12 protein-coding genes and 1 tRNA gene are annotated in these 13951 nt (G+C 70.1%); 10 read left to right on the top strand and 3 right to left on the bottom strand.

Annotation, left to right across the window (positions count from 1 at the left end):
• Positions 1 to 158: 158 nt before the first annotated feature.
• From ACFV9D_RS17305 to ACFV9D_RS17290, 4 genes are read left to right on the top strand one after another with little or no spacing between them, the layout of a single operon-like run.
• Positions 159 to 1634, top strand: a complete 1476-nt coding sequence (locus ACFV9D_RS17305) for a pyridoxal phosphate-dependent decarboxylase family protein (protein ID WP_385146279.1) — start codon at positions 159 to 161, stop codon at positions 1632 to 1634.
• Positions 1621 to 2904, top strand: coding sequence for a lysine N(6)-hydroxylase/L-ornithine N(5)-oxygenase family protein (locus tag ACFV9D_RS17300; RefSeq protein ID WP_385146277.1), 1284 nt, complete (start codon positions 1621 to 1623; stop codon positions 2902 to 2904). The genes ACFV9D_RS17305 and ACFV9D_RS17300 overlap by 14 nt, the downstream gene beginning before the upstream one ends.
• Positions 2901 to 3431, top strand: a complete 531-nt coding sequence (locus ACFV9D_RS17295) for a GNAT family N-acetyltransferase (RefSeq protein WP_385146275.1) — start codon at positions 2901 to 2903, stop codon at positions 3429 to 3431. Before ACFV9D_RS17300 ends, ACFV9D_RS17295 begins: the two co-directional genes overlap by 4 nt.
• Positions 3428 to 5200 carry an IucA/IucC family protein gene (locus ACFV9D_RS17290; protein ID WP_385146273.1) on the top strand — a complete coding sequence of 591 codons (1773 nt, stop codon included), beginning with the start codon at positions 3428 to 3430 and terminating at the stop codon, positions 5198 to 5200. Before ACFV9D_RS17295 ends, ACFV9D_RS17290 begins: the two co-directional genes overlap by 4 nt.
• 63 nt (positions 5201 to 5263) lie before the next feature.
• Here the strand turns inward: ACFV9D_RS17290 and ACFV9D_RS17285 are convergent, their stop codons facing one another.
• Positions 5264 to 6883: a beta-N-acetylhexosaminidase gene (locus ACFV9D_RS17285; RefSeq protein WP_385146271.1), complete on the bottom strand. Its 1620-nt coding sequence runs from the start codon at positions 6881 to 6883 to the stop codon at positions 5264 to 5266.
• 187 nt (positions 6884 to 7070) lie between these two features.
• On the opposite strand from ACFV9D_RS17285, the gene ACFV9D_RS17280 reads away from it, so the two are divergent.
• Positions 7071 to 7346 (top strand): hypothetical protein, encoded by a 276-nt coding sequence (locus ACFV9D_RS17280; RefSeq protein ID WP_385146269.1) that lies wholly within the window; start codon positions 7071 to 7073, stop codon positions 7344 to 7346.
• A 33-nt stretch (positions 7347 to 7379) separates the two neighbouring features.
• Entirely contained in the window at positions 7380 to 9197 is a 1818-nt protein-coding gene (gene glmS, locus ACFV9D_RS17275) for a glutamine--fructose-6-phosphate transaminase (isomerizing) (RefSeq protein WP_385146267.1), read from the top strand.
• 236 nt (positions 9198 to 9433) lie between these two features.
• On the opposite strand, the gene ACFV9D_RS17270 is transcribed toward glmS, so the two are convergent.
• Both ACFV9D_RS17270 and ACFV9D_RS17265 read right to left on the bottom strand, forming a co-directional pair.
• Entirely contained in the window at positions 9434 to 10000 is a 567-nt protein-coding gene (locus tag ACFV9D_RS17270; protein WP_385146265.1) for a GPR1/FUN34/YaaH family transporter, read from the bottom strand.
• 163 nt (positions 10001 to 10163) lie between these two features.
• Complete coding sequence (locus ACFV9D_RS17265; protein ID WP_137989180.1) at positions 10164 to 10685, bottom strand: universal stress protein; 522 nt, start codon at positions 10683 to 10685, stop codon at positions 10164 to 10166.
• Positions 10686 to 11018: 333 nt separating this feature from the next.
• Here ACFV9D_RS17265 and ACFV9D_RS17260 point away from each other — a divergent pair, with 333 nt between their 5' ends.
• From ACFV9D_RS17260 to ACFV9D_RS17245, 4 genes are all read left to right on the top strand, one after another.
• Entirely contained in the window at positions 11019 to 11372 is a 354-nt protein-coding gene (locus tag ACFV9D_RS17260; protein ID WP_385146263.1) for a hypothetical protein, read from the top strand.
• A gap of 397 nt (positions 11373 to 11769) precedes the next feature.
• Positions 11770 to 12939, top strand: a complete 1170-nt coding sequence (locus ACFV9D_RS17255; protein ID WP_385146261.1) for a helix-turn-helix domain-containing protein — start codon at positions 11770 to 11772, stop codon at positions 12937 to 12939.
• A gap of 136 nt (positions 12940 to 13075) precedes the next feature.
• Positions 13076 to 13678 (top strand): oligoribonuclease, encoded by a 603-nt coding sequence (gene orn / locus ACFV9D_RS17250; RefSeq protein ID WP_385146259.1) that lies wholly within the window; start codon positions 13076 to 13078, stop codon positions 13676 to 13678.
• 178 nt (positions 13679 to 13856) lie between these two features.
• Positions 13857 to 13929, top strand: a tRNA-His gene (locus ACFV9D_RS17245).
• The last annotated feature ends 22 nt before the right edge of the window (positions 13930 to 13951 follow it).

Below are 13951 nucleotides of genomic sequence, written 5' to 3'. Positions count from 1 at the left end.
TTACCCGCACGCCTCACGCGAACGCCCCACCGGCACGCCTCTCACGCACGACGACCCCTCACCCCGTCCCGGGTGGGGGGTCGTTGCGCGTTCAAAGTTAGGTTAGGCTAACCTTACTTCGAACCGATCGAGTCTCCGTCCCCGGGAGGACCCCCCTCATGCGCTCGCACCTGCTCAACGACGCCACGGCGGAGAGCTACCGGCGCTCCGTCACCGAAGGAGTCGAGCGGGTGGCGAACAAACTCGCCACGACGCGACGACCGTTCACCGGTGTCACGCCCGCCGAGCTGGCCCCCACGATCGACGCCGTCGACCTGGACAAGCCGCTCGGCGACTCCTCCGCCGCGCTCGACGAGCTGGAGAGCGTCTACCTCCGCGACGCCGTCTACTTCCACCACCCGCGCTACCTGGGCCACCTCAACTGCCCGGTCGTGATCCCCGCCGTCCTCGGCGAGGCCGTCCTCTCGGCGGTCAACTCCTCGCTCGACACCTGGGACCAGAGCGCGGGCGGCACCCTCATCGAGCGCAAGCTCATCGACTGGACCACCGGCCGCATCGGCTTCGGCCCGGGCGCCGACGGCGTGTTCACCAGCGGCGGTTCGCAGTCCAACCTCCAGGCCCTGCTCCTCGCCCGCGAGGAGGCCAAGACGAAGGACCTGTCCAAGCTGCGGATCTTCACCTCCGACTGCAGCCACTTCAGCGTCCAGAAGTCCGCCGGCCTCCTCGGCCTCGGCGCCGACGCCGTCATCTCCATCCCGGTCGACCGCACCAAGCGGATGCAGTCCGTCGTCCTCGCCGCCGAGCTGGAGGCCTGCCGCGCCGAGGGCCTGACCCCGATGGCGATCGTCGCCACCGCCGGCACCACGGACTTCGGCTCGATCGACCCGCTGCCCGAGATCGCTGCCCTGGCCGACGAGTACGGCGCCTGGATGCACGTCGACGCGGCCTACGGCTGCGGACTCCTCGCCTCGCTCACCCGCCGCCACCTCCTGGAGGGCATCGAGCGCGCCGACTCGGTCACCGTCGACTACCACAAGTCCTTCTTCCAGCCGGTGAGTTCCTCCGCCGTCCTCGTCCGGGACGGGGCCACGCTGCGCCACGCGACGTACCACGCGGACTACCTCAACCCGCTCCCCCAAGCTCTCGGCTCCGCTCGAGCAGGGGGGACCCCCACGGTCGCCTTGCAGATCCCGAACCAGGTCGACAAGTCGCTGCAGACGACCCGCCGCTTCGACGCGCTCAAGCTGTGGATGACGCTGCGCGTGATGGGCGCCGACGGCGTCGGGGAGCTCTTCGACGAGGTCTGCGACCTGGCCGCGGCCGGCTTCGAGCTGCTCGCCGCCGACCCGCGCTACGACGTGGTCGTCCAGCCGCAGCTGTCCACGCTCGTCTACCGCTACATCCCCGAGGCCGTCACCTCGCCCGCGGACATCGACCGCGCCAACCTCTACGCCCGCAAGGCGCTCTTCGCCTCCGGCGAGGCCGTCGTCGCCGGGACCAAGGTCGACGGCCGCCAGTACCTGAAGTTCACCCTGCTCAACCCCGAGACGACCCTGGCCGACATCGCCGCCGTCCTCGATCTGATAGCCGGCCACGCCGAGCAGTACCTTGGAGAGACCCTTGTCAACGCCTGATACCCCCGACACGTACGACTTCATCGGCATCGGGCTCGGTCCGTTCAACCTCGGCCTCGCCTGTCTGACCGAGCCCATCGACGAGCTGAACGGCCTCTTCCTGGAGTCCAAGCCGGACTTCGAGTGGCACTCGGGGATGTTCCTCGAGGGCGCCCACCTCCAGACCCCGTTCATGTCGGACCTGGTGACGCTCGCGGACCCGACCTCCCCGTACTCCTTCCTCAGCTATCTGAAGGAGAAGGGCCGGCTCTACTCCTTCTACATCCGCGAGAACTTCTACCCGCTGCGGACGGAGTACAACGACTACTGCCGCTGGGCCGCCGCCAAGTTGAGCAGCATCCGCTTCTCCACGACCGTCGCGTCCGTCTCGTACGACGAGGCCGGCGAGGAGTACGTGGTGGCGACCGAGGCCGGAGAGACGTTCCGCGCCCGCCGCATCGTGCTCGGCACGGGCACCCCGCCGTACGTCCCCGACTCCTGCCAGGGCCTCGGCGGCGACCTGATCCACAACTCGCGCTACCTCCAGAACAAGGAAGCGCTCCAGAAGAAGCGGTCGATCACCCTGGTCGGCAGCGGCCAGAGCGCGGCGGAGATCTACTACGACCTCCTCTCCGAGATCGACGTCCACGGCTACCGGCTCAACTGGGTGACCCGCTCCCCGCGCTTCTTCCCACTGGAGTACACCAAGCTCACGCTGGAGATGACCTCGCCGGAGTACGTGGACTACTTCCACGCGCTGCCCGAGCAGACCCGCTACCGCCTGGAGAGCCAGCAGAAGAACCTGTTCAAGGGCATCGACGGCGAGCTGATCGACGCCATCTTCGACCTGCTCTACCAGAAGAACCTGGCCGGCCCGGTCCCCACCCGGCTGCTCACCAACTCGGCCCTGCACTCCGCCGCGTACGACGACACCAGCGGCACGTACACCCTCGGCTTCCACCAGGAGGAGCAGGAGAAGGACTTCACGGTGGAGACCGAGGGTCTGATCCTCGCCACCGGCTACAAGTACGCCGTCCCGGCCTTCCTGAAGCCGGTCGAGGACCGTCTCCTGTGGGACGGGCAGGGCCGCTTCGACGTGGCCCGCAACTACTCGATCGACACGACGGGCCGCGGCGTCTTCCTGCAGAACGCCGCCGTGCACACGCACTCCATCACCTCGCCCGACCTGGGCATGGGCGCGTACCGCAACGCGTACATCATCGGAGCGATGCTGGGCTACGACTACTACCCCGTCGAGAAGACCATCGCGTTCCAGGAGTTCGCCGTATGACCATCCGCTTCCGCCCCCTCGATCCCCTCGCGGACGCCGAGCTCATCCACACCTGGGTCACGCACCCCAAGGCCGCCTTCTGGATGATGCAGGACGCGAAACTGGAGGACGTCGAGCGCGAGTACATGGCGTTCGCCGCGAACCCGCACCACCAGGCGTTCATCGGCCTCGTGGACGAGGTGCCCGCGATCCTCATGGAGCGGTACGACCCCTCCCAGCTGGAGCTGGTCGGCCTGTACGACCCCCGGCCGGGCGACGTCGGCATGCACTTCCTCGTCGCGCCCACCGACACCCCCGTGCACGGTTTCACCCGCGCCGTGATCACCGCCGTGATGCGCGAACTGTTCGACGACCCGGCGACCGAGCGCGTCGTCGTCGAGCCGGACGTGGACAACAAGGCCGTCCACGCGCTCAACGAGGCCGTCGGCTTCGTGCCCGAGCGCGAGATCCAGAAGCCGGAGAAGAAGGCGCTGCTGTCCTTCTGCACCCGCGCCCAGTTCGAAGCCGCCGTGGGAGTGAGCATATGAACCCCGTAGCCCACCTCACCCCCGCCCGCTGGGCGGACGCCAACCGCGCGCTGATCCGCAAGGGCCTCGCCGAGTTCGCCCACGAGCGCCTGCTCAACCCGCAGGAGCTCGGGGAGAGCCGCTACCGGGTCCTCAGCGATGACGGCGCGACCGAGTACCGCTTCACCGCCGACCGCTTCGCGCTCGACCACTGGCAGGTCTACCCCGAGTCGATCAGCCGCCACCGCGGGGACGAGCAGCTCCCCCTGGACGCCCTGCAGTTCGTCACCGAGCTGCGCGGCTCGCTCGGCCTGAGCGACGAGATCCTGCCGGTCTACCTGGAGGAGATCTCCTCCACCCTGGCCGGTACGGCGTTCAAGTCGACCAAGCCGCGGGTCACCGCCGCGGAGCTGGCGCGCGCGGACTTCCAGGCGATCGAGACCGGGATGACCGAGGGCCACCCCTGCTTCGTCGCCAACAACGGCCGGCTCGGCTTCGGCGTGGACGAGTTCCGCGCCTACGCGCCCGAGGCCGCCGCGCCGATCCACCTGATCTGGCTGGCGGCGCGCCGCGACCGCACCACCTTCACGGCCGGCGCGGACATCGAGTACGACGCGTTCATCCGCGCCGAGCTGGGCGACACGGCGGTCGACGGCTTCGCCGCGATCCTCGCCGAGCGGGGTCTCGACCTCGCCGACTACCTGCTCATGCCGGCCCACCCCTGGCAGTGGTGGAACAAGCTGTCGGTGACCTTCGCCGCCGAGGTCGCCCAGGAGCGCCTGGTCTACCTGGGCGAGGGCGACGACGCCTACCTGGCCCAGCAGTCGATCCGTACGTTCTTCAACACGGCGGATCCGGCCAAGCACTACGTCAAGACGGCGCTGTCGGTCATCAACATGGGCTTCATGCGCGGGCTCTCGGCCGCGTACATGGAGGCGACCCCGGCGATCAACGACTGGCTGGCCGGGCTGATCGAGGCCGACTCCGTCTTCGCCGCGGCGCGCTTCTCGATCATCCGCGAGCGGGCGGCGGTCGGCTACCGGCACCTGGAGTACGAGGCGGCCACCGACCGCTACTCCCCCTACCGCAAGATGCTCGCCGCGCTCTGGCGCGAGTCGCCGGTGGCCTCCCTGGCGCCCGGCGAGCGGCTCGCGACGATGGCCTCGCTGCTCCATGTCGACCACGCGGGCGCGTCGTTCGCCGGCGCCCTGATCAAGGACTCGGGCCTGGCTCCGACGCAGTGGCTGCGCGGCTATCTGGACGCGTACCTGCTGCCGGTGCTGCACAGCTTCTACGCGTACGACCTGGTCTACATGCCGCACGGCGAGAACGTGATCCTCGCCCTCGACGAGCGCGGCGCGGTCTCCCGGGCGATCTTCAAGGACATCGCCGAGGAGATCTGCGTGATGGACCCGGCGGCGGTCCTGCCGCCGGCGGTGGAGCGGATCCGCGCCGAGGTCCCCGAGGACATGAAGCTGCTGTCGATCTTCACGGACGTCTTCGACTGCTTCTTCCGCTTCCTCGCGGCGACGCTGGCGGCGGAGGGCGTGCTCGACGAGGACGACTTCTGGCGGACGGTGGCGGAGTGCGTGCGCGGCTACCAGGAGTCGAAGCCGGAGCTGGCGGAGAAGTTCGCGCAGTACGACGTGTTCGCGGAGACCTTCGCGCTCTCCGCCCTCAACCGCCTCCAGCTGCGCAACAACAAGCAGATGGTGGACCTGGCGGACCCGTCGGCGGCGCTCCAGCTCGTCGGCGACCTGGTGAATCCGATCGCGCGGTTCGCGCGGTAGTTCGTCCCACAGACCGGCGCGGGCCGGGCGGAATACGGTCCTCCGCCCGGCCCGCGCTCCGTTCTACTCTGCCGTGGGCCAGGGGACCTGCGGTGACCGGTAGAAGTCGATCCCGAGCGCCGTCAGCCGCGGCCCCTGCGCCGCGAGCCGCACCTTGTACCGCTCCCAGTCGTGCGTCTCCGCCGGGGACCAGCCGAGCTCCGCCACGCCCGGCAGCCGCGGGAAGGCCATCTGGTCGATGTGGGCGTCCGTGGAGATGGTCTCCGTCCACAGCGGCGCCTCGACGCCCTTGACCGCCTCCGCGGGCGCGCCCGGCAGGTAGGCCGCCGGGTTCCAGTCGTAGGAGCGCTGCACCTCGACGTAGCCGGCCCAGGCCAGGCCCAGCTTGGTCTCCTTGGTGTACTTCATGTCGAGGTAGACCCGGTCGGCGGGCGAGAGGATCAGTCCGGTGCCGTTCCGCGCGGCCGCGGCGACCTGCTCCTTCTCCGCGGGGCTCGTGCGGTCGAGTCCCCAGTACTGCGCGAGCGCGCCCTGGGCCGGCGCGGCGCCGGTCAGCTGGTGCCAGCCGATGACGGTCTTGCCGTACTTCGCGACGACCGGCTGGACCCTGTCCATGAAGGCGACGTAGTCCACGTGGGTCGTGGAGTGCGCCTCGTCGCCGCCGATGTGGAGGTACTTCCCCGGGGTCAGCGCGGCGAGCTCGCGGATCACGTCGTCCACGAAGTCGTACGTGACCTCCTTCGGCACGCACAGGGAGCTGAAGCCGACGTTGGTGCCGGTGTAGAGCGGCGGGGCGACGCCGTCGCAGTTCAGCTCGGCGTACGAGGCGAGGGCGGCGTTGGTGTGGCCCGGCAGGTCGATCTCGGGGACGACCTCCTGGTGGCGGGAGGCCGCGTACCGCACGATCTCCTTGTAGTCGTCCTTGGTGTAGTACCCGCCGGGTCCGCCGCCGACCTGGGTGGAGCCGCCGTAGGTGGCGAGCCGGGGCCAGGAGTCGATCGCGATGCGCCAGCCCTGGTCGTCGGAGAGGTGCAGGTGCAGCTTGTTGATCTTGTAGAGCGCGAGCTGGTCGATGTAGCGCTTGACCTGGTCGACGGTGAGGAAGTGGCGGGAGACGTCGAGCATCGCCCCGCGGTAGGCGTAGCGCGGGGTGTCGGTGATCGTGCCGCCCGCGATCTGCCAGGGCCCGGGCTGCACGGTCCTCTTCTCGACGGCCGCAGGGAGCTGCTGGCGCAGGGTCTGGACGCCGCGGAAGAGCCCGGTGGGGCGGTGCGCGGTGAGGGTGATGCCGCTGCGGCCCGACTGCAGCCGGTAGCCCTCGTCGCCGAGCGCGGCGTCCCGGGTGAGGCGGAGCCGGATGCCGCCGACCGCCTCGTACTCGTCGACGACGGGCAGGGGGTGACCGGTCGAGGGGCGGAGGAGCCCGGCGAGGTAGTCGGCGACGGCGCGGGACTGGCGGGAGTCCTCGTCGACCCGGATGCGCGTGGCGGCGGTGATCGTGTACGGCTGTCCACCGGGTGCCACGGAGGCGGGGGCGGGAACGATCTGGCCAAGCGGGCGGAGCGAGGGTTCGGCGGCGGAGTGGGCCGTGGGGGCGGCTCCGACACAGGAGATGCCGGCCGCCGCAAGGAGCAGCAGGGCGCCGAGCAGACGAGGAAGCGTTCTGCGCTGTCTCACAGACATGGTCCCCTTCGATGGACTTCGCGGCTGTGGATATGCGTATCCGAACAGTCACCATGCGTACCGTGGACCACTTCTGCGGTCAAGGTGTAGACCAATTTCACCCTCGGATGCCGCGATCATGGAAGGGTCTGCCCGATTTCGGGCAGGATTCTTGCGAAGTCCCCCGGGTACCCCTCAGTATTCACGGGTGCTCGAACGCCGCCCGTCACATGACGACCTCATCGACCACCTGGTGCGCAGCACCGCGCTGCAGCGCGGTGAGGCCGCCCGGGTGATCCTCGACGTGCTGGCGTACTTCGACGAGTCGACCGAGGCGTTCGTCCGCCGCCGCCACCGCGAGCTGCAGTCCGGTGGCGCCGTGAACGCCGAGATCTTCGAACGCATCGCGGCCGAGCTGCCGCACCGCGCCGTGGCGCCACCGGAGCTCTCGCTCCGGCAGCTGCGCCGCATCGTCTACGGCTGAGCACGCCCACTACCTTGGAGGGGTTACACCTTTATGTGCGGAATTGTCGGTTACATCGGAAAGCGCGACGTCGCCCCGCTGCTGCTGGAAGGCCTGCAGCGGCTGGAGTACCGGGGTTACGACTCCGCGGGCATCGTCATCACCAGCCCGAAGGCCGCCGGCCTGAAGATGGTCAAGGCCAAGGGCCGGGTCCGTGACCTGGAGGCCCGTGTCCCCAAGCGCTTCACCGGCACCACCGGCATCGCCCACACCCGCTGGGCCACCCACGGCGCGCCGAGCGACATCAACTCGCACCCGCACCTGGACCCCGAGAACAAGGTCGCGGTCGTCCACAACGGCATCGTGGACAACGCCCAGGAGCTGCGTGCCAAGCTCGAGGCGGACGGCGTCGTCTTCGCCTCCGAGACCGACACCGAGGTCATCACCCACCTGATCGCCCGCTCCCAGGCCACCACCCTGGAGGAGAAGGTCCGCGAGGCGCTCAAGGTCATCGAGGGCACCTACGGCATCGCCGTCATGCACGCCGACTTCAACGACCGCATCGTGGTGGCCCGCAATGGCTCCCCGGTCGTCCTCGGCATCGGCGAGAAGGAGATGTTCGTCGCCTCCGACGTCGCCGCCCTGATCGCCCACACCCGCCAGGTCGTCACCCTCGACGACGGCGAGATGGCCACCCTCAAGGCCGACGACTTCCGCACGTACACGACCTCGGGCGCGTCGACGACGGCCACCCCGGAGACCGTGGAGTGGGAGGCCGCCTCCTACGACATGGGCGGTCACGACACGTACATGCACAAGGAGATCTCCGAGCAGCCCGACGCGGTCGACCGCGTGCTGCGCGGCCGGATCGACGACCGCTTCTCCACCGTCCACCTGGGCGGCCTGAACCTCGACGCCCGCGAGGCCCGCACCATCCGCCGGATCAAGATCCTCGGCTGCGGCACCTCGTACCACGCCGGCCTCATCGGCGCCGGGCTCATCGAGTCCATGGCCCGCATCCCCGCCGACGCCGAGCCGGCCTCGGAGTTCCGCTACCGCAACCCGGTCGTGGACCCCGACACCCTCTACATCGCCGTCTCCCAGTCCGGTGAGACGTACGACGTGCTGGCCGCCGTGCAGGAGCTCAAGCGCAAGGGCGCCCGCGTCATCGGCGTCGTCAACGTGGTCGGCTCCGCCATCGCCCGCGAGGCCGACGGCGGCGTGTACGTGCACGCCGGCCCCGAGGTCTGCGTCGTCTCCACCAAGTGCTTCACCAACACGGTGACCGCCTTCGCGCTGATCGCCCTGCACCTCGGCCGCATCCGCGACCTGTCGGTCACCGACGGCAAGCGGATCATCGAGGGCCTGCGCAAGCTGCCCGGGCAGATCAGCGAGATCCTCGAGACCGAGGACGAGATCAAGAAGATCGCCGCGGAGTACGCCGGCGCCCAGTCGATGATGTTCATCGGCCGCGTGCGGGGCTACCCCGTCGCCCTGGAGGCCTCCCTGAAGCTCAAGGAGATCTCCTACATCCACGCCGAGGCGTACCCGGCCTCCGAGCTGAAGCACGGCCCGCTCGCGCTGATCGAGCCGGCGCTGCCGACGGTCGCGATCGTCCCCGACGACGACCTGCTGGAGAAGAACCGCGCCGCCCTGGAGGAGATCAAGGCCCGCAGCGGCCGCATCCTCGCGGTCGCGCACCAGCCGCAGGCGAAGGCCGACCACACCATCGTCGTGCCGAAGAACGAGGACGAGCTGGACCCGATCCTGATGGGCATCCCGCTCCAGCTCCTCGCCTACCACACGGCGCTCGCCATGGGCCGCGACATCGACAAGCCGCGCAACCTGGCCAAGTCCGTCACGGTCGAGTAGCTGGGGGTCCCCCAGCTCGAGCGAAGCCGAGAGCTTGGGGGAATCCCGGGGCCTGTCACCCCGGAGCTCTCGACCACGGCCGGGAAAGCCCGTCCGCCCGCTTTCCGGACCTGTCCCCGGAGGGCCGGACGCCCGGCCGGACACACAGCGATCCCCTGTGCACGCCACCTGTGCACAGGGGATCGCTTTCGTGCGCGGGCCCCACGGCCCCGCCCCGGGGCCCGCGCGGGCCCGCGTCAGCCGGCGGCCGTCACACCCCGGCCCGCGGCGCTCTTCAGTGAGGTCGGCCAGTTGGCGACCGCCGCCGTCGCGCCGTACCAGGCCGCGAGTCCGGCGACCGCGGCGACCCAGCCGCCCGCCTTGGCCAGTCCGCCGTTGTCGGCGAGGGCACCGATGCCGAGCAGCAGCAGCGCGACGAACAGCAGCCCGTACACGCCCTGTCCGAACAGACCGCTGCCCGCGGACGCCATGGTCAGTGTGAGCGCGAGCAGCGCCCACAGCAGCAGGAAGAGACCGGTCGCCTCGGCCGAGCCGCCGTCGCCCACTCCGGTCCCCCAGGTGAACCAGAAGGCGCCGAGCGCCGAATAGGCCGTGCCCGAACCGCCGTTGCCGGCGCGCAGGGCGAGCAGACCGACGAGGAAGAGCGCCACCCCGCCGACCCAGGTGGCGAGGGCTGCGGCATCGGACGCCGCGACGTTGTCGATCACACCGGTGCTGCCGATGCCGAAGGCCAGCAGGGTCAGTCCGAGCGCGAGGTGGCCGAGAGTGGAGGTGGTGTTTCCCGCGGCGACTTCGTTGTCCACGGCGGGCTCCCTTCAAGTGGGCAGTTGTGCTGCGTGAGCTGCTTGTTCCGGTGACCTTTAAGTACCCTTCACAAGCGCACAAATCACCTGTCGACGGCGAAAATTATCGCCGTACCAAGGGAGTTGACGAAGCGTCGAGAAGATGGAGCTCAGGGAGTGACGATCACGGGATGACGATCACGGGGCGCTGTGCGCGCTTCGCGAGGCGTCCGGCCACCGAGCCGAAGATCCGGCCGACGATGCCGTGCGTGGAGCCGACCACGATCGCGTCGGCCGAGTACTCCCGGCCGACCTCCTCCAGTTCGTGGCAGATGTCCCCGCCGCGCTCGACGAGGATCCACGGGACCTCGGCGAGGTAGTCGGCGCAGGCGAGCTCCAGGCCGAGCACCTCGGTGCGGTGGTCCGGCACGTCGACGAAGACCGGCGGCTCGCAGCCCGCCCAGACGGTCGTGGGCAGCCGGTTGGCGACGTGCACGATGATCAGGCCGGAGCCGGAGCGGCGGGCCATGCCGATGGCGTACGCGAGCGCCCGCTCACTGGACGTCGAGCCGTCGAAGCCGACGACGACTCCGTGCCGGAAGGCGGGATCACAGGAGTGACGTGGTTGTTCCACCGCGAGGGGGTCGACCGTGGAGTCGGCGACGCGCTTGCGGTCCGCGGGTTCGGGGAATTCGTGACCGGCCATCGGTGTCTCGGCGAAGAAGATCCTGGTGGAGAGGGAACGATTGAGAACGTCGTACGGAACAACGGTTGGCGGCGGAGCAGTGTCCGGGAATCATCTTCCCAAGCCCATACCCCCAAGGGTACGGCGACACTCCTCTCCTGCCCAGAGCCGTCGTGGCCACACAAGGCGATCGCGCGGCGTCCCAGGGAGCATGCACGAGCCCGTCCCGATATGGCAATGCCGGATGTGTCCTACAGGTGTCCGTACGGGGCCGAACGGACGCCACTCGCAGTGACCGGAACGTTCCGCTCCTCGTTGCCACAGGTCCAGTCACCGTCGCAGGGAGCCCCGCCCGTGCCCGCACCATCGGCCGCCGCCACCCCCGTGTCCGCCCCCGCTCCGACGCACGGCGGTCACCGCCCCCCGCGCCGGCAGTCCGCGCCGTCCCCGGAGCCGTCTGCGAGCGCGGCGGCGGAGTCGGCGGGCGACGTCGTCCGCTGGGCGGTCTTCTGCTGCGTCCTCGTTCCGGTCGTCCTCGTCGTCTACGGCACCTCGCTGGGCGGGGCGGCCGGGACGGCGCTCGGGCTCGCCGCGGTGACGGCGGTGTGCCGGGTGCTGCTGCGCCGCGCGGAACGCGGTCTGCGCGCCGAGACCGGGCGGCCCCGGTCGCGCCGCTCCCAGGGCGGTCGAAACACCCGCCGGAGTTGAGGCACCCCCCGTAGAGCTGACAGGTTCGCACACCCACACCCGTATGTTTTCAGCCAACTTCCACTTACCGGCGAGTCCTTGGCGGAATGCCCCCTCAACCCCGTTGTCACCAGGGATGAAAGCCCCGCCGCGGGCGCTCACACCCTACGGGGACGGGCCATGCACGCACGGCGCACTTCCCTGCGCGGCCCGCGAGTGGAACGCTTCCTGATCGAATGCTTCGCGCCAAGTTGCCTTGTCGACAATGTGCCGGATGGAGAACTTGTCACGCCGGCGCCACGGAACACAGTAGATTCGATCATGAGTATCGAAGACTGGGGTCTCGTGCAAAACCGAGGGGAAACGTGCAGGAGCGACAGGACCAGGGAGACGCGAACACCGAGGGGGGCTTAGCGTCATGAGCCAGGACTCCGCCGCACCGGAGGCGGCACGGAAGCTTTCCGGACGCCGCCGTCGCGAAGTCGTCGCGGTGCTGCTGTTCAGCGGCGGCCCCATCTTCGAGAGCTCCATCCCGCTCTCCGTGTTCGGAATCGACCGGCAGGACGCCGGCGTGCCGCGCTACCGACTGCTGGTGTGCGCCGGCGAGGAGGGCCCCCTGCGGACCACAGGGGGACTCGAACTCACCGCGCCGTACGGCCTGGACGCGATCAGCCGGGCCGGCACCGTCGTCGTACCGGCCTGGCGGTCGATCACCTCGCCGCCGCCGCCGGAGGCGCTCGACGCGCTGCGCCGGGCACACGAGGAAGGGGCCAGGATCGTCGGGCTGTGCACCGGGGCGTTCGTCCTGGCCGCCGCCGGACTCCTGGACGGCCGACCGGCGACCACACACTGGATGTACGCGCCGACGCTCGCCAAGCGCTATCCGTCGGTCCATGTGGACCCGCGGGAGCTCTTCGTCGACGACGGGGACGTACTGACATCGGCCGGCACCGCGGCCGGAATCGACCTGTGTCTGCACATCGTGCGGACCGACCACGGCACGGAGGCCGCGGGCGCCCTGGCGCGCCGCCTGGTCGTCCCGCCGCGGCGCAGCGGCGGCCAGGAGCGCTACCTCGACAGGTCTTTACCAGAGGAGATCGGCGCCGACCCGCTCGCGGAGGTCGTCGCCTGGGCCCTGGAGCACCTCCACGAGCAGTTCGACGTGGAGACCCTCGCGGCCCGCGCGTACATGTCACGGCGGACCTTCGACCGAAGGTTCCGTTCGCTCACCGGCAGCGCTCCCCTGCAGTGGCTGATCACCCAGCGGGTGCTGCAGGCGCAGCGGCTGCTCGAGACCTCCGACTACTCGGTCGACGAGGTCGCGGGCCGCTGCGGCTTCCGCTCCCCGGTGGCGCTGCGCGGCCACTTCCGCCGCCAGCTCGGCTCCTCGCCGGCCGCCTACCGGGCGGCCTACCGGGCCCGGCGCCCGCAGGCCGAGACGGCGACGACGGTGCTCGACCCGGTGGTGCCCTCGCAGGTCTCGCCGGTCGCCCGGCGTCCCGGCGGACCGCTGGAGCCGGGCAAGCCGCCGTCCGACGTGTACGCCTCCGGCCGCCCGGCCCTGCCGGGCCAGCGCAGCGCCCCCTAGGGGCCGGCCGACCGCGCGCCACGAGCCGCGCACCGTGAAACCGACGGGCGCCCCGGGGACACCTCCCCGCGGCGCCCGTCGGCGTACGCACCGCAAGCAGGGCCCGATCACCGGGCCACCCCCTAAGGTAGGACGCATGAACGATCGCATGGTGTGGATCGACTGCGAGATGACCGGGCTCTCGCTGACGGACGACGCACTCATCGAGGTGGCCGCACTGGTCACCGACTCGGAACTGAACGTGCTCGGCGAAGGGGTGGACATCGTGATCCGCCCGCCGGAGGCGGCGCTGGAGACCATGCCCGAGATCGTGCGCCGGATGCACACGTCCTCCGGCCTCCTCGACGCCCTGCCCGGCGGAACCACCCTCGCCGACGCCGAGGCGCAGGTCCTCGCCTATGTGCGCGAGCACGTCAAGGAGCCGGGCAAGGCGCCCCTGTGCGGAAACTCGGTCTCCACCGACCGCGGCTTCCTCGCGCGGGACATGCCGGCGCTGGAGAACCACCTGCACTACCGGATCGTCGATGTCTCCTCGGTCAAGGAGCTGGCCCGCCGCTGGTACCCGAGGGCGTACTTCAACAGTCCGGAGAAGAGCGGCAACCACCGCGCCCTGGCCGACATCCGCGAGTCCATCGCCGAGCTGCGCTACTACCGCGAGGCGATCTTCGTCCCGCAGCCCGGACCGGACTCGGACACGGCGAAGCAGATCGCCGCGCGCCACGTCCTGCCCGGCGAGTAGCCGCGGCACCGCGCGGCCACGCCGACTCGCGCGCGGCTCACGCCCCGCTCGCGCCCCCTGACGCCCCCTGACGCCCCTCTGACGTCACCGCGGCGAATGCGGGCGCGAGCACCCGCTCGGACCCTGTAGACTTCTTCTCGGCCGGTCGGGGAAACCTTCGGGAAAACCGCCGGTCGTGGTGGGTATAGCTCAGCTGGTAGAGCACCTGGTTGTGGTCCAGGATGTCGCGGGTTCGAGTCCCGTTACTCACCCTGAAGATCGAGGCCCCGGTTC

Origin of the sequence: Streptomyces sp. NPDC059875, from assembly GCF_042731085.1 — a bacterium.
Lineage (GTDB): Bacteria > Actinomycetota > Actinomycetes > Streptomycetales > Streptomycetaceae > Streptomyces.
Note: the sequence above shows the minus strand (reverse complement) of the source record. Positions and strands in the feature narration are given on the sequence as shown.